The organism is Bradyrhizobium sp. LTSP885 (genome assembly GCF_000938305.1).
Classification (GTDB): Bacteria; Pseudomonadota; Alphaproteobacteria; order Rhizobiales; family Xanthobacteraceae; genus Bradyrhizobium.
The window spans coordinates 118005-136935 of record NZ_JYMT01000043.1; the positions used below are offsets into that span (position 1 = coordinate 118005).

The 18931-nt window shown below is 64.8% G+C and carries 17 protein-coding genes and 1 tRNA gene; 7 read left to right on the forward strand and 11 right to left on the reverse strand.

Features of this window, described 5'->3' with window-relative positions:
* Nucleotides 1–42 precede the first annotated feature (42 nt).
* Entirely contained in the window at nt 43–1485 is a 1443-nt protein-coding gene (locus UP09_RS34510; protein WP_044542876.1) for an MATE family efflux transporter, read from the forward strand.
* Between the two features lie 117 nt (nt 1486–1602).
* On the opposite strand, the gene UP09_RS34515 is transcribed toward UP09_RS34510, so the two are convergent.
* From UP09_RS34515 to UP09_RS34535, 5 genes are all read right to left on the reverse strand, one after another.
* Nucleotides 1603–2055 (reverse strand): hypothetical protein, encoded by a 453-nt coding sequence (locus UP09_RS34515; RefSeq protein WP_044542877.1) that lies wholly within the window; start codon nt 2053–2055, stop codon nt 1603–1605.
* A 101-nt stretch (nt 2056–2156) separates the two neighbouring features.
* Nucleotides 2157–2573 (reverse strand): SRPBCC family protein, encoded by a 417-nt coding sequence (locus tag UP09_RS34520; protein WP_044542878.1) that lies wholly within the window; start codon nt 2571–2573, stop codon nt 2157–2159.
* A 125-nt stretch (nt 2574–2698) separates the two neighbouring features.
* Complete coding sequence (locus UP09_RS34525; protein ID WP_044542879.1) at nt 2699–3058, reverse strand: VOC family protein; 360 nt, start codon at nt 3056–3058, stop codon at nt 2699–2701.
* Nucleotides 3059–3112: 54 nt separating this feature from the next.
* A complete protein-coding gene (locus tag UP09_RS34530; RefSeq protein WP_044542880.1) occupies nt 3113–3952 on the reverse strand; it encodes a helix-turn-helix transcriptional regulator in 840 nt (279 codons plus the stop codon).
* Nucleotides 3953–3961: 9 nt separating this feature from the next.
* Nucleotides 3962–4540, reverse strand: a complete 579-nt coding sequence (locus UP09_RS34535; protein ID WP_044542881.1) for a methylated-DNA--[protein]-cysteine S-methyltransferase — start codon at nt 4538–4540, stop codon at nt 3962–3964.
* A gap of 227 nt (nt 4541–4767) precedes the next feature.
* Here UP09_RS34535 and UP09_RS34540 point away from each other — a divergent pair, with 227 nt between their 5' ends.
* Nucleotides 4768–6288, forward strand: coding sequence for a glycosyltransferase family protein (locus tag UP09_RS34540; protein WP_044542882.1), 1521 nt, complete (start codon nt 4768–4770; stop codon nt 6286–6288).
* Nucleotides 6289–6397: 109 nt separating this feature from the next.
* A tRNA-Gly gene (locus UP09_RS34545) sits at nt 6398–6471 on the forward strand.
* Between the two features lie 71 nt (nt 6472–6542).
* Here the strand turns inward: UP09_RS34545 and UP09_RS34550 are convergent.
* Nucleotides 6543–7562 (reverse strand): LLM class flavin-dependent oxidoreductase, encoded by a 1020-nt coding sequence (locus UP09_RS34550; RefSeq protein ID WP_044543178.1) that lies wholly within the window; start codon nt 7560–7562, stop codon nt 6543–6545.
* Nucleotides 7563–7726: 164 nt separating this feature from the next.
* On the opposite strand from UP09_RS34550, the gene UP09_RS34555 reads away from it, so the two are divergent.
* The 3 genes from UP09_RS34555 to UP09_RS34565 all read left to right on the forward strand — a co-directional run bounded on the left by UP09_RS34555 (nt 7727) and on the right by UP09_RS34565 (nt 11074).
* Nucleotides 7727–8893 (forward strand): NADH:flavin oxidoreductase/NADH oxidase, encoded by a 1167-nt coding sequence (locus tag UP09_RS34555; protein WP_044542883.1) that lies wholly within the window; start codon nt 7727–7729, stop codon nt 8891–8893.
* Nucleotides 8894–8916: 23 nt separating this feature from the next.
* On the forward strand, nt 8917–9846 hold the full coding sequence (locus tag UP09_RS34560) for a dihydrodipicolinate synthase family protein (protein WP_044542884.1): 930 nt from the start codon (nt 8917–8919) through the stop codon (nt 9844–9846).
* 124 nt (nt 9847–9970) lie between these two features.
* Entirely contained in the window at nt 9971–11074 is a 1104-nt protein-coding gene (locus UP09_RS34565) for a hypothetical protein (protein WP_044542885.1), read from the forward strand.
* A gap of 274 nt (nt 11075–11348) precedes the next feature.
* On the opposite strand, the gene UP09_RS34575 is transcribed toward UP09_RS34565, so the two are convergent.
* The 5 genes from UP09_RS34575 to UP09_RS34595 form a co-directional block, all read right to left on the reverse strand.
* Complete coding sequence (locus UP09_RS34575) at nt 11349–12596, reverse strand: DUF445 domain-containing protein (protein ID WP_052833299.1); 1248 nt, start codon at nt 12594–12596, stop codon at nt 11349–11351.
* Between the two features lie 2 nt (nt 12597–12598).
* Complete coding sequence (locus UP09_RS34580; protein WP_044542887.1) at nt 12599–13444, reverse strand: EcsC family protein; 846 nt, start codon at nt 13442–13444, stop codon at nt 12599–12601.
* On the reverse strand, nt 13441–15534 hold the full coding sequence (locus UP09_RS34585) for a heavy metal translocating P-type ATPase (protein WP_245302369.1): 2094 nt from the start codon (nt 15532–15534) through the stop codon (nt 13441–13443). The genes UP09_RS34580 and UP09_RS34585 overlap by 4 nt, the downstream gene beginning before the upstream one ends.
* 49 nt (nt 15535–15583) lie before the next feature.
* The gene (locus UP09_RS36555) at nt 15584–16147 is read right to left on the reverse strand and encodes an HMA2 domain-containing protein (protein WP_052833300.1); all 564 of its coding nucleotides are present in this window, start codon (nt 16145–16147) and stop codon (nt 15584–15586) included.
* Between the two features lie 138 nt (nt 16148–16285).
* Entirely contained in the window at nt 16286–16675 is a 390-nt protein-coding gene (locus UP09_RS34595) for a DUF5132 domain-containing protein (RefSeq protein ID WP_082070411.1), read from the reverse strand.
* Between the two features lie 505 nt (nt 16676–17180).
* Between UP09_RS34595 and UP09_RS34600 the strand changes: the two genes are divergently transcribed.
* Nucleotides 17181–18923 (forward strand): nitrilase-related carbon-nitrogen hydrolase, encoded by a 1743-nt coding sequence (locus tag UP09_RS34600; protein WP_044542889.1) that lies wholly within the window; start codon nt 17181–17183, stop codon nt 18921–18923.
* The last annotated feature ends 8 nt before the right edge of the window (nt 18924–18931 follow it).

Genomic DNA, 18931 nt, shown 5'->3' on the forward strand with positions numbered 1-18931 from the left:
ACACCACGGCGCGGCTCCCGAAGATCGCGCGCGGGAGACGAAATGTCCGATCTCGGCCTCGCCGAAATACCCGTCGACGAACACGAACGGCCGTTGCCGCCGCCGGTGACCAGGCCGGCGCGCAATGCGCTGCTCGAGGGGCCAATCCTGCGCACGCTGCTGTGGCTGGCCTGGCCGAATGTCATCGCGCTGTCCGCCGGCACTTGCGTGGTGATCGCGGAGACCTCCTATATCGGCCGGCTCGGTGTCGAGTCGCTCGCGGCGATGACGCTGGTGTTTCCCTGCGTGATTCTCACCATGACGATGTCGGGCGGTGCCATGGGCGGCGGCGTGGCATCCTCGATCGCGCGCGCGCTCGGCGCCGGCGAGATCGAGCGCGCCTCGACGCTTGCGGCGCATGCGTTGCTGATCGGCCTGACCTTCGGCCTGACATTCATGCTGGGCATGCTGATCTTCGGCCCGCGCCTGCTCGAACTGCTCGGCGGCCGTGGCAATGTGCTGGCGCAAGCGATCGGCTATTCGCAGATCTTCTTTGGCGGCGCGATCCTGCCCTGGCTGATGAACACCATGGCCGGCATCCTGCGCGGCACCGGCAACATGAAGCTGCCGTCGACCATGATCCTGTCGTCGGCGGTGTGGCAGATCATGCTCGGCGGCACGCTCGGGCTCGGCCTCGGTCCGGTGCCGCAATTCGGCATGCGCGGCGTCGCGGCCGGCTCGCTGATCGCCTATTCGATCAGCATCACCGTGATGGGCTGGTATTTGTTCTCCGGCCGCGCCCGCGTCGTTCCGAAGCTCAGAGGATTGCGGGTGCAGGGAGCGATGTTCATCGACATCCTCAAGGTTGGCGCCATCTCCTGCTTCTCGCCGCTGCAATCGGTGCTGACGATCTCGATCTTCACCCACATGCTGGCGCAGTTCGGCACTCCTGTGCTCGCCGGCTATGGCGTCGGCGCCCGGCTCGAATTCATGCTGACGTCGGTCGCGTTCGCCGTCGGCATCGCATCGGTGCCGATGATCGGGATGGCGGTCGGCGCCGAGCGCATCGCGCGCGCGCGTCGCATCGCATGGACCGCGGGCACGATGGCGTTCTTGATGGTCGGCGCAGTCGGCAGCTTCATCGCCGTATTCCCCGACCTCTGGGTCAATCTCTTCACCGATGACCCGCATGTGCGGAGCACCAGCCATCAATATCTCTCCACGGCCGCGCCGATGTACGCCTTCATCGGGCTTGCGATGTCGATGTATTTTTCCTCGCAGGGCGCCGCCAAGGTGCTGGGTCCGGTGTTGGCGCAGAGCGCACGGCTGATCTTCATCGCGACCGGCGGCTGGTGGCTGTCGACCCATGACGCGACCGCGCAAAACTTCTTCACCCTCGCCGCTGCCTCGATGGGCGTGCTCGGCACACTCTCCTGCCTTAGTGTGATCCTGACGCGCTGGGGCAAGCCCGCGCCGATCGCCAAGGTGCAGCCGGCGTTGTCTTGACACTGTCATTCCGGGGCGATGCGAAGCATCGAACCCGGAATCTCGAGATTCCCCGGTGCGCAATTGCGCACCTGAGGTCTGGTGCTGGCGCACCATCCCGGAATGACGGGACCGGGTCTACCGCTGCCGGTGCCGCCGGCCGTGACGTCCACCGCCGCCGAAATTCGCCATCCGCATGATTTGCGGGATCATGCCCATCAGCTCGCCGCCGCCACCGCCGCCGAGCATGTCCATGATATCGCCGCCGCCACCGATGCCGCCCAATCCGACACCGTAGCTCTCGGGGGTGCTCGGCATTCCGCCGCCATATGTGCTGGCGCTGCCGCCGCCAGAGCCGCCGCCGCCATCCATCATGCCGCTCATCATCGGGCCCATGGTTTGCATCATCATGGCAAAGCGGCGCTTGCCCATCTTCGCCTTCATCATCTCCAGCATCGGCGCCATTTGCGTCATCATGTCCTGGCCGCCTCCGCCTCCGCCCAGGAATTGCGCCTTCGCGGGTGTCGATGTCAGCGCAAACAGCAGAAGCAGCGTGGCCGCCTGGCACACGACCTTATCGGCTCCCGTCATGGCAAACCCTCCCGCGCGCCCGCAGCCCACGATTGCGGGCGAGGATCCGGACGCACGGGTTGAGGCTTAGAGGCGGAAGCGGCCCTCTTCTGTGAGGAAGGTCACGCAGCTTTCTCATCCCTGGCGGATCGCGCCAATGCGGTCTGCATCGCAGCCGCGCCGAGGTCCATCTGTGCGTCCATGTAGGGCGCGACCTCGTGCGGCAGCACATCGGCGATCCATACCACGCGGCAGCGGCCGTCGGCCTCGGCGAACACCTGCGCCGACGCCGAGTGCTGCTTCAGCCGTTCGCTGCTGATCGCATAGACCAGCCGCTGTCGCTTGTCGTCGCAATCGACCAGCGTCTCGCGCGCCACCGACCCGTTGCTGAAGGTGACGATGCGCACGTCGCCCTCGAGCTTTGTGTCGGTGACGAAGCCCGGCGCTAGCCGCGTATGCAGCGCGCCGAAATCGCGCAGCGCGTCCCAGACGTGGTCGGCCGGCGCGTCGATCAGGATGTCCTTGTAAATCGAAGCCATGGGATTGGATCCTTTGGTTGGTTGGGAATGTCGTCATTGCGAGGAGCGAAGCGACGAAGCAATCCATCCGTCCGCATGCGCGGGCCCATGGATTGCTTCGCTTCGCTCGCAATGACGGTGGAAACTCAGGTGCACACTGCCTCGACGTTGTTGCCATCAGGATCGATCAGGAACGCGGCGTAATAGGTCAGGCTGTAGTCCTTGCGGTGATCTGCCGCGCCATTGTCCTTGCCGCCGGCTTTCGCGCCTTCGCTGTGGAATGTCTTGATCGCGTCGTGGCTCGGCGCCTTGAAGGCGACGTGGGCGCCGCCCGCGGCCTTGCCCTTGTGCAGATACAGCCAGAGCGCGGGCTCGCCCTTCGGGCCGAAACCGGCGCCGCTGTCGTCGCGCGAGCAGAGCACGAAGCCGAGCGGTGCGAGCGCGGCGGTGTAGAAGCGCACGCTGGCGTCGAGGTCGGCGACACGCAATCCGATATGGTCGTACATGATTGTCTCCAGATGATGCGCGCGCCGGTGACGCGCGGCCTGGAGAAACCCTAGCTATTGCAGCGCGAGACGTTCTTGGAAAATCTTGCGGTCGCCGCGGGAGGCTTGGCGGAATTTCAGCGGCGAGGCGCCGGCGGCGCGGTGGAAGCTGCGGACGAAATTCGAGAGATCGCCAAATCCAACGTCATAGGCGATGTCGGTGATCGGGCTATCATCGTCGGCAAGCCGGCGCGCCGCATGGCGCAGCCGCGAGCGCACCAGATATTGATGCGGGGTGACGCCGAGCACCGCGGAAAACAGCCGCAGGAAATGGAATGTGCTGAGGCCTGCCTGATCGGCCGTATCGTCGAGATCGATGGCGCGATGCGAATTGGCATCGATCCACAGCGCGGCCTCGACGGCACGGCGGCGGTCGCGCAAGCCGGCGGTGAGAGGTTTGGCCTTGCGGTCGGAGACCAGTTCGACAAGGCGGCTGACGAGGAGATGCCCGACCTCGTCGAGGCCGACGTCGCTGTTGCCATCTGCCGCCGTTTGCGCGAGTTCGCCCAGCACCATCAGCTCGGACAGCGGCGGCACCGAGCCGACCTGCCAGACTGCGGCGCGATCGCCGATCGTCTCCACCAGCTCCGGATCGAGGAAGAACGAGAGGCACTCGTCGCCGACCACGTGATCGTGGGTGCAGGTGTATTCGTCACCGGGATGGCCGATCAGGAACGATCCCGCCACCAGCTCGTGGAAGCGGCCGCGGCAATGGCAGCCGAAACTGCCCTTGCGCACATAGGACACCGAATGGTTGGCAAACTGCTCGACAAACGTTTTGTCGCCGGGCTCAGCCGTGCAGCAAAACTCGTTGACGGTGATGCGATCGCGCTGCAACAGCGTGGTGCGGTTCATGCCCTACAGTTAAGGATGCGGCCGCGGCGGCGCAACTGACAGCAGCACGTCGAACAGGGTCTTGCTGGTGCTGGTCTGCGCCCCTTCGATCGAGAGCAGCCGCCGCTTGGAGATGCTGCCGCCGTGCGGCGAGATCGGGTCGGCATAATGGCCCGCTTCCAGCACGCGGTGACACGGCACGATGATCATGAAGGGATTGCGGCTGATCGCCTGCGCCACCGAATAGACCGCGCCGGAGGCGCCTAACGCACTTGCCACCTCGTCATAAATTCGGGTTTCGCCGCGCGGAATCGTCCGGACAAACTGGTAGACGCGCTGGTTGAAAGCCGGAATGTCGGTCATGTCGAGTGTCACGCCTGTGAGGTCGCTGTTGCCGCCGCGCAGGATCGCGGCGATGCTCTCGATCGCGACCTCGATCTCCTCGGATGGCCGCATGTCGCGGGCGTCGGGATAAAGCCGGAATAGCCGCCTGCGGGTCTCGATCTCGCGTGCTTCGGGAAGCTGCACGCCGACCACGCCGATCTCGCCCCATGCGATGCCGCATCGGCCGATTGCCGTGTCGAAAATGGTGTACCCACGCCCCGCCATGACAGCACCAACCCCGGGAGAGATGATAGCACCCTTGCCCTCGCGCGCATCCGGAATCTTAACGTTCGGTTAAGGATATCGCAGGCGGCTCCGGACGCCCGGCCGATGTCCAATGCCCGTCCTCCGGTCACGCTTCTTTCCGGTCACGCATCTTAAAGGCATGGGCGCTATCTGTTCGTCAGTGCTGCTCCATGAGGCCCGGGCCTCCCGATACGGTCGGCGGAACGATGACGAGAACGAGCGCCGATCCATCGCCTGGCAACACGGGCGAGGTCGGACCAGCGACCGGGCGCTTTCACCCCCTGGCGGAATTGTTGCTGCTCGCCTTGGCGATCCGCCTTCCGCTCGCTGTCTGGCCCAACATCATCCATCCCGACGAGATCTTTCAGTACCTCGAGCCGGCGTGGCGGCTGCTCGGCCATGACGGCATCGTCACCTGGGATTGGCGCTACGGTATCCGTGGCTGGTTCCTGCCGACATTGCTGGTGGGGCCCGTCGCTGTCGGCGACCTCGTTGTGCCTGGTGGCGCGGGGGCTTTCGTGGTGCCTCGCCTGGTCGCCGCGCTCGCATCGCTGTCGATCGTGGCCAGCGCCTGGTTCCTGGGCGCGCGGATTTCGCGCGCCCACGCCATCGTTGCGGCCTTTGTCGCTGCGATCTGGTTCGAGTTCATCCTGTTCGCGCCGCACACATTGAGCGAGCCATTGGCGACGGCCCTCATCGTGCCGGCGGCGCTGCTGTTGACCGGCGGCCCATCGCAGCGACGCCTCGTCATCGGCGGTGCATTGCTCGCGCTCGCCTTCGTCTGCCGCTTTCAATATGCGCCGGCGATTGCCGTGCTGGCGATCGGCGCGTGCTGGCGCAACTGGCGGAATCTGATTCCGCTGGTCGCCGGCGGACTCGTCGTGCTGCTGCTCGCTGCCATTGTCGATGTCGCACACGGCGTCGTCCCGTTCCGTTGGCTGATCGCGAACATCGAGCAGAATCTGCTGCACGACCGTGCGGCCGAGTTCGGCCTGCAGCCTGCGGTGACCTATCTCGTCAGTTTCTGGATGGTCTGGTCAGTGGCGGTCGTGCCGCTGCTGTGGGCGATCTGGCGCGGCGCGCGACACGCGCCGCTGCTGCTGGCCGTGGCGCTCGTGAACCTGGTCTTTCACAGCCTGATCGGACACAAGGAATACCGTTTTGTCTTTTTGTCGATAGTCCTGCTCATCATCGTGGCGGCGCTGGGCTCGGCCGATTGGATCCAGTCGCTGCGCGCGAAGCGCGCTTGGCGACGGTGGGCGCTGCCGCTCGTTGCCGGCGGATGGGCGCTGGTCTCGGTGGCACTCGCCGGGGCAAGCGAAGAAATGCATGACGACTGGATGCGCGGCGTCGGCGCGGCACGACTGGCGGCGGAATTGCGCGCCGATTCCAAATTGTGCGGACTCGCGCTTTACGATGTTCCCTTCCATTTGCTGCCGGGGCAGGAACGGCTGGCGGGTTCGTCGCCGCTCTACGCGCTGCAGCCCGGCGATCCCCTTGCGAAGGGACGTCTTCCGGCCACGGTCCAGGCGACAAAGTCAGCCTTCAACCGCATCCTTGCAAGACCGACCTCGGCAGCCGATCTCCCGGCGGAATTTTCACGGCGCAGTTGCGCTGCCGTTGGCAATGGCGATGCCTGCGTTTTCGTGCGAAACGGCACCTGCGACGCGGTGGCGGCTGTAGCACCATTCGTCATCAATGACGTGCTCGTGCGGCTCGACTATTAGCGGCGAGTGACCCGCGACCGCTGTGAATGCACGCTTGATCCTTGGCGCTGGCCCGGGCTATTGTCCGGCACGGTCCTGCTCGGTAAAGCGGACCTAAGCGATTGAGATCGCGGGCGTAGTTCAATGGTAGAACGGCAGCTTCCCAAGCTGCATACGAGGGTTCGATTCCCTTCGCCCGCTCCAATTCTTTCAACAATTTTGCGTCTGACCGATAGCGGCTCCACGGCACGCTCCAAGCGTTACCGTTTTGATTCTCAGCGCCACCCAAGCGCAGGCGCGATCTGGGTCAGAATAGTCTCGATCACATGCGAATTGTAGGCGACGCCGAGCTGATTGGGGACGGTCAGCAGCAGTGTGTCGGCCTCCGCGATCGCCTCATCGGCCTTGAGTTGTTCGATCAGTGCCTCCGGCTCGGCGGCGTAGCCGCGGCCGAAGATGGCCCGCGTCCGCTCGTCGATGAAGCCGATCTGGTCCTCGTCCTGCCCGTTTCCGAAATAGGCGCGGTCGCGATCGTCGACCAGTGCGAAGATGCTGCGGCTCACGGAGACCCGCGGCTCGCGCACATGACCGGCCTCCTTCCAGGCCGCACGATAGGCGCGGATCTGGGCCGCCTGCTGGACGTGGAAGGCTTCTCCGGTCTCGTCGTTCTTGAGGGTCGAGCTCTGCAGGTTCATGCCAAGTTTGGCCGCCCAGACCGCGGTGGCGTTCGAGCCGGCGCCCCACCAGATTCGGTCGCGCAGGCCTTCCGAGAGCGGTTCGAGCCGCAGTAGGCCGGGAGGATTTGGGAACATCGGCCGCGGATTCGGCTGCGCAAAGCCTTGCCCGCGCAGCAGGTCGTAGAATATCTCCGCGTGACGCCGCCCCATGTCGGCGTCGGTCTGGCCTTCAGGCGGCTGATAGCCGAAATAGCGCCAACCATCGATCACTTGCTCGGGCGAGCCCCGGCTGATGCCGAGCTGCAGGCGTCCGCCGGCGATCAGATCGGCTGAGCTCGCGTCCTCGACCATGTACATCGGATTCTCGTAGCGCATGTCGATCACGGCGGTGCCGATCTCGATGCGGCTGGTCCTGGCGCCGACCGCCGCCAGCAGCGGGAAGGGCGAAGCCAGCTGGCGGGCGAAGTGATGGACGCGAAAATAGGCGCCGTCCGCGCCCAATTCCTCGGCGGCGACGGCGAGGTCAATGGATTGCAGGAGCACATCGGCGGCCGAACGCGCTCCCGATTGCGGCGAGGGCGTCCAGTGCCCGAACGAAAGGAATCCGATTTTCTTCATACCGGCCATGTAGGCATATTCAGGGTGATTTGCGAACGGCGAAGTGCGCCATCATGCATCCAGGTCGTATCGCCTGCGTCGTTGCGCGGCTTGCGATGAGGCGGTGGGCCGCCTAGCTTTTGCTCCCCATCATTCCCCCGCCACCACGCTCCCCGCAGGTCCCGATGTCGCAGCCGCTTTTGTTTCAGCCGATCACGCTTCGCGGTGTGACATCCCGGAATCGCATCCTGATCTCGCCGATGTGCCAGTATTCGGCGATCGATGGCCTCGCCAATGACTGGCATCTCGTGCATCTCGGCAAATTCGCGCAAGGCGGCGCCGGGCTCGTGATGGTCGAGGCCGCGGCTGTGACCGCCGAGGGTCGCATCACCCATGGCGATGTCGGAATCTGGAACGACGAGCAGATCGCGCCGCTGGAGCGCATCGCCGCGTTCCTGAAAGACAATGGCGCCGTGCCGTCGATCCAGCTCGCGCATGCCGGCCGCAAGGCCAGCATGCAGCGGCCCTGGTACGGCAATGCCGTGCTTGACGATTCCGACCGCGCCCGCGGCGATCTGCCATGGCGGACGGTGGCACCGAGCGCGATCCCGATGGAAGAGGGCTGGCTGACGCCGCACGCGCTCGAAGTGGCCGAACTCACAGCGCTGCGGGAGCAATGGCGCCGCGCCACCTTGCGCGCGTTGGAAGCTGGTTTCGAATTCGTCGAGGTGCATTGCGCGCATGGCTATCTGCTGCACGCATTCCTGTCGCCGCTGTCGAACCGCCGGACCGACGCCTATGGCGGCGACCGCGCCGGGCGCATGCGCTATCCGCTCGAGGTCATCGAAACCGTGCGTGCCGCCTGGCCCGCGGAGCGGCCGCTGTCGGTGCGGATCTCGTCGGTTGACGGCATCGATGGCGGGTTACAGCTTGAGGACCAGATCGCGTTTGCCTGCGAGGCCAAGGCGCGCGGCGTCGATCTGATCGATTGCTCCTCCGGCGGCCTGCTTGGCTCTGCGACCGCGGCGCGGATTCCGCGCGGCTATAGTTTCCAGGTGCCCTATGCTGACGAGATCCGCCGCTCCGCCGATATCGCCACCATCGCGGTCGGCCTGATCCTGCATCCGCAGCAGGCGGAAGACGTCCTGGCGAAGGGCCATGCCGATCTGGTCGCGATCGGCCGCGAGGCGCTGTTCGATCCGAACTGGCCGCTGCATGCCGAGCTTGCGCTTCGCACCGGAAGCGGCGAAGTATTCGCGTCCTGGCCGAAGCAATATGGCTGGTGGTTGGAACGGCGCGAACCCGGCCTGCGCAGGCTCGACGGGCCGCCGCTGCCGTTCCGCAAGGTGTGACAGATCGCGAGCGAGGTTTTGACATGACATCCCCGGCACAGCGTCCCTATCGCGGCGTCTTCCCCGTGGCGCCGACCATCTTCGACGCCAACGGCAATCTCGACCTCGACGGGCAACGGCGCTGCATCGATTTCATGATCGATGCCGGCTCGCACGGCATCTGCATCCTGGCCAATTTCTCCGAGCAATTCGTGCTGACCGATGCCGAGCGCGACACCGTCATGCATGCGGTGCTGGATCATGTCGCGGGCCGTATCCCCGTCATCGTCACGACCACGCATTTCTCCTCTTCGGTGTGCGCCGCGCGCAGCCGTCAGGCGGAAGCCGCGGGTGCGGCCATGGTGATGGTGATGCCGCCCTATCACGGCGCGACCTTTCGGGTGCCGGAGCCCAGCATCTACGAATTCTATCGCGTGGTGTCGGATGCCATCAGCATTCCGATCATGATCCAGGATGCACCGGTCGCGGGCACGCCGCTCTCGGTCGACTTCCTGGCACGGATGGCGAAGGAGCTCGCCAACATCAGCTACTTCAAGATCGAGGTGCCGATGGCGGCAAACAAGCTGCGCAGCCTGATCGAGAAGGGCGGTAGCTCCATCGAGGGTCCGTGGGACGGCGAGGAGGCGATCACGCTGATGGCCGATCTCGATGCCGGCGCCACCGGCGCGATGACCGGCGGCGGCTATCCCGACGGCATCCGCCAGATCATGGATCCATTCCTCGCCGGCCGCCGCGATGAGGCGGTGCGGGCCTATGCGCGCTGGCTGCCGCTGATCAATTACGAGAACCGCCAATGCGGGCTGCAGGCCTGCAAGGTGTTGATGCGCGAGGGCGGCGTCATCAAGTCGGACATGGTGCGCCATCCGCTGCAGCCGCTGCACCCGGCCACCCGGGCCGGCCTGATCGAGATCGCGCGCACGCTCGATCCGGTCGTGCTGCGCTGGGGGCGCTGACCCGCGCCGCATTCACATAACTGTCAACAACGGAATCTACCGTTCCCGTCCGGCAAGGGCGGCGGGATCGTGCCCGCACGCCAATTCGGGAAACGGCGCAGCGGATCGCTCAGGCAGACAACGGATGATCGACACCTTCCGGATTGGCTCCTTTGCGATGCGCTACAGCCATTTCGTTCCGCGGCTCTATAATTATTGCCGTTCGCTCGGCTTCGAGCGCCAGCGCATGATGCCGTCGCGGGCGTTCTGCTCGGATGAGAGCCAGGGCTATCCGGTCATGCTGCTGGTCCAGCATTTCGGAACGTTTCCGTTCGACCATGGCCGCGTCGGCGGCAAGGTCGCGATCAACCGCCACGGGCCCTATGCTCATCATGGCGAGGATCTGGTCATCATCCAGGCCAGCCATGTCGGTTACGATCCCGACGATGGCCGGTTCGGCGTCTACCAGCGCCACCGCACCGAAGGCTGTGGGTTCGGAGATTGCTGCGGAAAGCTTTGCAGCGTTCTGCACTGGTATCAGGACGAATACGCGCACGCCTGCCGGCAGGTGCAGTGTGGCCGGCTCGGCGGCGAGCCGGTTGTCCAGATCGACAACCAGTATCTGGACGACGGCCGCAGCGAGGGTCTCTTTCTCCGGCTCGACCGCTTGGTCGAAACGCCGCTTCGGCCGCTCAGCGTGCTCAGCACGTCAAAGGTCTTTCGCGCCAGCGAGGTGCTGCGCGAACGCCTCGGCGAGGGCGGCTTCCCCGAGAAGCCTGCGCCGATCGGGACGGCGCTGTCCTCCGATCTGTTTCATTTCCGTCGCGTGCCCGCTGAAGGCCCCGAAGGCCATGACATCCTTGAAACGGCGCTCGGCCCGGTCATGCCTGATCTGGTGACGTCGCCGAATCCGGCGCTGGATGCTGCCCGCTTCGTCACCCAGGCCGAGTTCGATCGCACTTACCGGAGCATTTTGCGTGAGCCGGCGTTCCGCACCAAGAACGTCCTGTTCGTTTCCGGAGTGAATATCGACGTGTCGCCGCGCGAGGGATTTCCGTTTCCGTTCACCAAATTCGTGCCATGGGCCGCCTATGCCAGCTTGCGCGACGGGCGCTCATTGCTGCTGGAGCAGGAAGAGCTCGTCGAGACATTGCGCCGGATGCCCGGCGAAAATCCCGACTGCCTCTCTTTCGACGACACGATCGAACGGATGACCGCTGCGCCGGAAATCCTTCTTCCCATCGGCTGATGCTCCATGACATCTCTTCCCGCCCTCCGTGAGCAGGCTCTTCCCGAACCGCGTCTTGTGCGTCTGGGATTCGTGGACCGCGGTGTGTGCCTGACCCGCCGCCACTTCATCCTCGGCTGCCTTGCCCTGGTCGCAAGCAGAGCGGCCAATCTGTTCGACAGGCTCGCGCAGTTGCCCCTGCTTCGAATTCGCTTTCCCTGATCGGGGCGCGTCAGAGCGTTTTCGAGCGAAGTGGATCCCGGTTCGCGTAAAGAAAACGCGTCAAAATTTGACGCTAGAACCACTGCGATACGGAAAAGATCAGGAGGCCGACGAGGCCGCCCACGACGGTCCCGTTGATCCGGATGAATTGCAGGTCGCGGCCGACCTGCAATTCGATTCGCATGATCAGCGTCTCGGTGTCCCAGTTCTCGACCACTTTCCGGATGAAGGCGGCGATCTCCTGCCGTCGCGATGCCACGGCGCGAAGTGCTGCAACACGAAGCCAACGGTTGATCCGGTCGCGCAAGTCGAGGTCGTCGCCGATCCGCGCGGCGACCGACGTCAAAGCCGTTTCGATCGCCTCGGCCAGGGTTGCCGATGTCACGGCGGAGTTCAGCCGTGTCTCGATCGCGCCCCACATCGCGTCGATCTGGCGGATCACGGCGGGATTGTCGAGCAGCCGCTGCTTCAGCTCCTCGCCGCGGGCGAGGAACTCGGGATCGGTCGCAAGCCGGTCGATCATGCGCTCGACCTCGGCCTTGAGCTCGATGCGCCACGGATGGTTCGGTTCGCGCATCTCGTCCAGGGTCTGGCTGACGCCATTGATGATCCGGTCGGCGACCATGCCGTCGACCCATTTCGGCATGAACCGATAGGAACGCTGCGATATCTTCTTCCGGATCGTGTCCCTGTTGTTGGCGAGCGCCGAACTCGCCGAGACGACCAGCCGCTCGATCAGCGCCTGTGCGTCGCCATGTGCCCACAACAGCGACAGCAGGCGCGAGGCGAGCGGCGCTGCCTGGAGCGTGGCGAGCCCCTCCCGCGTCCGGCGGGTCAGGAAAGCATTGACGTCGTCGGTCGGCGTGGCCTGCAAGGCCTGATGCAGCGTCGACACTGCGCGCTGCGCGGCGCTGTGGGCATTCGACGGCCGCTCGATCCATTGCGCGGCCCATCCGGCGATGTCGACGTCCCGGATGCGATCGCCGACCACGCGCGGCGACAGGAAGTTGTTGGCGACGAAACGTCCCAGCGCGATCGCGATGCGCTGCTTGCTCTGCGGGACGATCGCGGTGTGCGGAATCGGAATCCCGAGCGGATGACGAAACAGCGCGACGACGGCGAACCAATCGGCGCAGGCGCCGATCATCCCGGCCTCGGCGAAGGCGCGCGGATAAACCAGCCACGGCCATTGCGCCTGCAGCATCGAGGTCGCCACGAACAGCAGGAACATGAGCACGAGCAGCGAGGTGGCGAGGGCGCGCATGCGGCGCAGATCACGCAGCCTGGTGTCCTCATGCGGGAGCACGACGTCGCTATTCACTGCTATCCGGCGCCTGCTGCGGTCGCGACGCTCCGCGCCGAGAGTCCGGCCGCGATCTCTGCATAGTGATGTCGCACGGTGGCGCTGCCATGGACCCGCTCCAACCTGCGCAAGGTGAAATGCCCCTTCGCGATTTTCTGGAAGTGATCCATGAAGATGACGTTGACGGTCGCGCCGAACACCGCGCCGATGATCGGCACGGCGCCGGCAGCAACCTTGTCCGACACCACCAGGCCGAACCGTGAGACAATCTCACTGACGAGATTGGATATCACGGGCGCGGAGGCATCCACCGCGCCACGCTCGAGGATGTAGGCCGCCGCGTCGCTGGTGTATTTGCTGATCAGCGCCCGCGCGGCGTAATAGCCGACATCGACACCCTCGCCGGTTTTCTTTGTGCCATAGGCGAAGACCTCGAGGCAGGCCAGCCGCGCCTCGAGCTTCGAGAGGTCCTCGCCCTCGTGCTGGGCGATCTCGGCGATCGCACGAAGCATCAGGGTGGTCGTCAGCGGCAGTTCGACTGCGAGCGCGCCGAAGCCGAACAGGCCGCTCACCCCTCCGGTCACCCCGGCAAGGAACGACGAGAATCCAACAGCGGGCGAAGGCGGCGGCTTCTCGTTCAGTGTATCGACGGCAACCTCCAGCCCGGTCAGGACCGCCGAACGCACCAGACCGCTGAGCTGGCGGTTGGCGGCCTTCGGCAGCAGGTTCAGCACGCGATTGACGGGAATACCGGCATAGTCGGCGATCTTCGCCGCCAGATTGGGGCTCTCGAGCGCCTTGACGGCGACTTTCAGCGCGGCGTGATCGCCTGGAGGGAGAACAAGCTGGGTGACATCCTGGCTCATCGATACCGCAGAATTGGCCGTATGCCGTTCAGGCTCGCCAGGATGGCCGAGCCGTTGCTGATCAGCGCCGTCATCTCGGGCGTGATCAGGCCGCCGGGCAACGCCAGTCCAAGCGCCAGGGTGTTGAGCGCCGCGACGATGGCGTAATTCTGCCGGATCAGGCTGACGGCGCCTTGCGAGATCTCGACGGCCTTGACGAGTTTCCACAGCGAATCCTCCATCAGGATGACGTCAGCGGATTCGTGCGTGACCTCGGCGCCGTGCTTCATCGCGATCCCGACATCGGCGAAGCTCAGCGCAGGGGAATCGTTGATGCCGTCGCCGACCATGGCGACCCGGTGTCCCTTGCGTTGCAGCTCCTGGATGACACTCGCCTTATCGGCCGGCAGCATGTCCGCGAAGTGCTCGGTCAGCCCCAGCCTGTTGCAGACGGCGCGCGCCACGACGGCGTTGTCACCGGTCAGCATGATGCTGTTCTTGACGCCCAGGGCATGCAGCCGCTGGATCACGGCACGGCTCTCGGCGCGGATCTCGTCGGAGTAAGGCACGAGGCCCGCCAGTTTGCCGTCCACCGCGATGTAGAGGCTCGAATAGCCGCGCTCGTCCAGCGCGGCGCGATCATGCACGGCCGCGCCGACCGCGATCTCGCTCTCGCGCATGAAGCGCTGGTTGCCGACATGGAGGTAATAGCCGTTGACCTGACCCTCGACGCCGAGGCCGAGGCGATAGGTCGTCTCGTTGCAGGGCGGGATGTTGACGGCCAACTGCCGTGCCCGGGTGCGCAGCGCCTCGGCGACCGGGTGTTGCAGCTTGGTCTCCGCTGCTGCGGCAAGCCCGAGCAAATGGTTCGGCGTGATATTCCTTTGATAGGAGATCACGTCGATGACGGCCGGCGTGCCATGGGTCAGGGTGCCGGTCTTGTCGAACACCATCGTGTCGATCCCGGCGAGCTTCTCCATGTGGCCGCCGCTCTTGATGATCATGCCGGTCCGGGCGGCCAGCGTCATTGAGGACAGTACCGAGGTCGGCGCAGCGACGCGGATGCCGGTGCCGTAGTCAACGATCACGAGCGACAGGAAGCGGTTGAAGTCGCCGGAGACCATCGCGGTGCCGGTGGCGAGCGCCAGCGTCGGCGTCACCAGCCGGTCCGCGAAGCGCTCGGCATGGTTCTGCATCCTTGTGTCGCCGATCGGCGCGGATTCGATCAGATGCACGATCTGGCCGGCGGTGGTGGCGGACCCGACGCGCAGCGCCCGCAGCGTGATCTGGCCTTCGCGGATCACAGTCGCGGCGAAGGCGGCTTCACCCTTGCCGCGATGCACCGGCAGGCCTTCACCGGTGATGGTCTTCTGGTCGATGGTGGCGGAGCCTTCGAGGATCTCGCCGTCGACCGGGATCATCTCGCCTGGATACACCACGACGATATCGCCAGTCTGCAGCTCGATGGCGGGAATCGACACGACATTGCCGTCGCGGAGCACCCAGGCCGTCTTCGACTGGAATTCCAGCAGCTCGTTGATGGCTCGCCGCGAACCCGCCGCGGTGAGGTCGCGGATCCAGTCGCCGAGCTTGATCAGCCAGGTGACGATGCAGCCCGCCAGCGGGTTGCCCTGGAGCATCGACGCTGAGATCGCGAGCGTATCGAGCACGTCGATGTTGAGCCGGCTTTCGTTCGACCAGACCTTCCAGGCCCGCTTGGCGATCGGGATCGCGTTCCAGAGCATCAGCGGCATGTTGATCGCCATGACCACCGGATTGGCGCTGAAGGCCATGACCAACGACAGCGTCGGCAGCGTCAGCGGCGACCGCTTCGAGACCTCCGGCGCGCCGGCGTGTGGCGCAACCGCGTCCTGCGCGGCACGGCTGCTCAAGGCCTTGAGCTCAGCCAGGCTCATGCTCTTGAAATGCCCGAGCAGCAGCAGGAGCCGTTGCTCCTGCGCCGGATCGTATTCCAGCACGAGGCTCGCGCAGTCGTAATTAATCCGCGCGCTCCTGACGCCGTCCTGCGCCTTCAACCACGCCAGGCAGGCCTCGCCCAGCCGGCGGCTCTGTCCGAGCGCGGGGATGCTCAGGCGAAGGCGGCCTGGCATCGAATGTCGGAAGCAGAAGTCCATGAGGTTGCACTCTCGCCGGTGGCGGTCAGGCCGTAGCGCGCGCCGGTTCCGCTTCCGCTTCCGCAGCCTCGGCCATGTTCGACTGGATCATGTGGTTGAGTGCAAAAACCGCCAGCGTGACCCAGACCGGCGTCGCCGCACTGGCGCCGACCTCGAAGATGGTGAAGCCCGCGATACCGGTGGCGAGCAGGATTTTCAGATCGACCACGTTTCCGGTGGCGACCTTGATCCCGTTATCGAAGTCCTTGAAGAAATCGACGATCACTCTCGCGGCGTGCGAATGCTCGGCGAGATACTCGGCTTCCTGCTCGATCTTGCTCGCCAGCGCGTCGATCTCGTCGGCCGGCGGCTTGTGGTGACCCCCGGTGTGATGTTCCAGCCGGCCATGAAACTCGTCGTGCCGGTCGGTGTCGTAATGCAGCACGACACTTCCCGTCGCAGGATTGACCGTGACTTGCTCGACGCCGGGAATGACCTTGAACGTCTCCTTGATCTGTTCGAGAAGCTCGGGGTTTTCCTTGGCTGACGGTATCTTCATGCGAATCCGGCCGGGAACCTGATGCGCAATCTGCAGCTTCATCTTGGTCATCGCAGTCCTCTGGCAACTCGGGAGCCGGCGTCGGGCACAAATGCCGCCATCGTCAAGCGCAATTGCTTGCAGCGCCGCCGTCCACGTCGCAGAGACAGCTCTCTCAGCTGTCTCGCCCTATGCGCGGTCTTGTGCGGCTCAGGCCGCCGACGGAGCCCGGCCGTCCGCAGCCTTGGCGTCCTGCGCGCCTTCGGCCTTCACTTCCGCGACGATGTCGTTGACCTGCTCATGCGCCTCGGCAAACATCTCGCGCGACTTCTGCGCGAATTTGTAGGTGCCGCGAACGGTGGATTTGAACAGCGGGTTGAGTGCGCCGGCGAGCTTCGGCAGGTATTTCGGAGCCGCGACCGCGGCGACGCCGAGTGCAAGTCCCGGAAGCAGGGCAGCTTCGAACACGGCAGCACCGACGGCCACCACGGCGACAATCGCGACCGTCTTGCTCACACCGTTGCCTTCCTCGGCATGCTCATCGGCGACCTCATCGTGAGGGGCGGCATTATGGGCGCTACCATTATGGTTCGGGTTCATCGCTAATCCCTTATGACGGCACAAATTACTGGACTTCCACCCATAACGGCGGATTGAAATAGATTCATGACACTTGAGTGACAGTCCTTCGGGGCTCATCGCCGCATGGGTTACGGCGCGGCACACAAGGAATCTCGCTCGCAACCGCTGCAGAAGAGAGGCCGATAGTGATCGCGACGGGTGATCCGGGGCGCAGCTGACGTCGGCCTGACAGCGGGCCGGTTTTGTGAGCATTCCGTGCCGGCTTTTGCAGCATTGGGCAGCTTGCCTTCATGGGACGAACCTGCGAGCTTCGTCCGGTCCAATCTGGACATCATCATATCCTTTGGAGCGGGGCAGCTCCCGACCGGCAACGGACGGGTGCTTTTTGTTGGGTGAACGGTCATGTCGCAACCGGACACGTGGCGGGTAGGGGTTTTGATCCCAGCCCAGGCTCTATCGGACTGCCCGTCTTTATCTCGCCTCACCTCAACATGATTGATCCGCCCTCAAAGGCCAACGCAACATGACATCGACGACAACTTTCAAGGCCGCCACCGTTCAGTTCGAACCGACGATGTTCGAGAAGGAGCGCAACATCCAGCGCCTGCTGGCGCTCTGCGCAGAGGCAGCCGCTTCCGGCGCGCGTCTCATCGTGACGCCCGAGATGGGCACCACCGGCTATTGCTGGCACGATCGTGCCGAGGTGAAGCCCTTCGTCGAGACGATTCCGGGGCCGACCACCGACCGCTTCCAGTCACTGGCAGCGCAACACGCCTGCTACATCGTGGTCGGGATGCCCGAGGTCGATGCGGCGACCGATCTTTATTACAACACCGCCGTTCTGATCGGGCCTGATGGCGTGATCGGGCGCCATCGCAAGTCGCATCCCTATATCTCCGAGCCGAAATGGGCGGTCAGCGGCGACATCGCGCATGAGGTGTTCGATACCGAGATCGGGCGCATCGCGCTCCTGATCTGCATGGACCTGCACTTCTTCGAGACCGCCAGGATCGAGGCGCTCGCAGGCGCCGATGTGATTTGTCACATCTCGAACTGGCTGGCCGAACGGACACCGGCGCCGTACTGGATCAACCGTGCCTTCGAAAACGCATGCTACGTGATCGAGAGCAATCGCTGGGGACTTGAGCGAACCATGCAGTTCAGCGGCGGAAGCTGCATCATCGAACCCGATGGCCGGGTGTCGGCCTCGATCGATGGCGGCGATGCGGTTGCCTACGGCACGATTGATCTGGCGCGGGCGAGGCAGCGCGAGGTGTTGTCGGAGCAGGTTTTCAAGGCACGCCGTCCCGAACTCTACACCAGCCTGATGACCAACAGCTTCACCTGGAATCCAAACGACTTTTTCAAGCTCTATGGCCATCAGCCCAAGCCACCGGGCCGCAAATCCATTCTCGCGGTTGCGCAATTTGCACCGTCGAGCGGGACCGCCGAAAATCTCGCAGCCATCAGCGCGATTGCAACGGAGGCCAGGGGTGCCGACGCGCCCGACATGCTGGTGTTTCCCGAGCTGTCGCTGACCGGACCGGATGTGCCGGCGGCGCGGGCCGAGCGGCTGACGGGGCCCGCGGTGACAGCGTTCGTGCGGCTCGCCATGCGTCTTCGAATGTATCTGGTCGCGGGGCTCGCGGAAGCGGCCGACGGCAAGGTCTACAACACCGCCGTGCTGGCGGGGCCGGAAGGCTTGGTTGGCTTCTATCGGAAAACCCATCTCGGCGGCAGCGACGCCGGCTGGGCCAGCGCCGGCGACAAGTGGAAGGTGTTCGACTTGCCGATCGGGCGCGTCGGGCTCGCGATCGGCCATGACGCGCTGTATCCGGAAGCCATTCGCTCATTGGCGCTGGAGGGGTGCGACATCGTCGCCTGCCCCGCCGCGCTGCGCGGGGTCTTTACCGGCGCGCATGCGGGAACGGCCATCCCGCACAATTATCCGATCCCAAAAGGCGCCGATCCCTATCACTGGCACGCGATGCGGGTCCGCGGCGGCGAGAACAACCTCTATTTCGCCTTCGCCAATGTGTTCGATCCGCCGCGGGGCTATCAGGGCAAGAGCGCCGTGTTCGGTCCCGACAGCTTCGCCTTCCCGCGGCAGGAATCGGCTATCCTCGATGAGGAAGGCGTCGCGTCGGTGGTCGTCGACACCACCAACCTCGATACGCCCTATCCGACCAATGTCGTGCGCCGGAAGGACCTCATCACCATGCGATTGCCGCATCACTATCTGCCGTTGGTCAAATGGCATCAGTAGGCGGCGTG

Bases quoted from the DNA above. Each gene is read 5' to 3' on its own strand.
- UP09_RS34520 (WP_044542878.1), bottom strand. From the start codon at position 2,573: ATGGCTTCGATTTACAAGGACATCCTGATCGACGCGCCGGCCGACCAC.
- UP09_RS34535 (WP_044542881.1), bottom strand. From the start codon at position 4,540: ATGGCGGGGCGTGGGTACACCATTTTCGACACGGCAATCGGCCGATGC.
- UP09_RS34525 (WP_044542879.1), bottom strand. From the start codon at position 3,058: ATGTACGACCATATCGGATTGCGTGTCGCCGACCTCGACGCCAGCGTG.
- UP09_RS34600 (WP_044542889.1), top strand. From the start codon at position 17,181: ATGACATCGACGACAACTTTCAAGGCCGCCACCGTTCAGTTCGAACCG.
- UP09_RS34565 (WP_044542885.1), top strand. From the start codon at position 9,971: ATGATCGACACCTTCCGGATTGGCTCCTTTGCGATGCGCTACAGCCAT.
- UP09_RS34585 (WP_245302369.1), bottom strand. From the start codon at position 15,534: ATGCCAGGCCGCCTTCGCCTGAGCATCCCCGCGCTCGGACAGAGCCGC.
- UP09_RS34550 (WP_044543178.1), bottom strand. From the start codon at position 7,562: ATGAAGAAAATCGGATTCCTTTCGTTCGGGCACTGGACGCCCTCGCCG.
- UP09_RS34540 (WP_044542882.1), top strand. From the start codon at position 4,768: ATGACGAGAACGAGCGCCGATCCATCGCCTGGCAACACGGGCGAGGTC.
- UP09_RS34560 (WP_044542884.1), top strand. From the start codon at position 8,917: ATGACATCCCCGGCACAGCGTCCCTATCGCGGCGTCTTCCCCGTGGCG.
- UP09_RS34530 (WP_044542880.1), bottom strand. From the start codon at position 3,952: ATGAACCGCACCACGCTGTTGCAGCGCGATCGCATCACCGTCAACGAG.
- UP09_RS34580 (WP_044542887.1), bottom strand. From the start codon at position 13,444: ATGAGCCAGGATGTCACCCAGCTTGTTCTCCCTCCAGGCGATCACGCC.
- UP09_RS36555 (WP_052833300.1), bottom strand. From the start codon at position 16,147: ATGACCAAGATGAAGCTGCAGATTGCGCATCAGGTTCCCGGCCGGATT.
- UP09_RS34595 (WP_082070411.1), bottom strand. From the start codon at position 16,675: ATGAACCCGAACCATAATGGTAGCGCCCATAATGCCGCCCCTCACGAT.
- UP09_RS34515 (WP_044542877.1), bottom strand. From the start codon at position 2,055: ATGACGGGAGCCGATAAGGTCGTGTGCCAGGCGGCCACGCTGCTTCTG.
- UP09_RS34510 (WP_044542876.1), top strand. From the start codon at position 43: ATGTCCGATCTCGGCCTCGCCGAAATACCCGTCGACGAACACGAACGG.
- UP09_RS34555 (WP_044542883.1), top strand. From the start codon at position 7,727: ATGTCGCAGCCGCTTTTGTTTCAGCCGATCACGCTTCGCGGTGTGACA.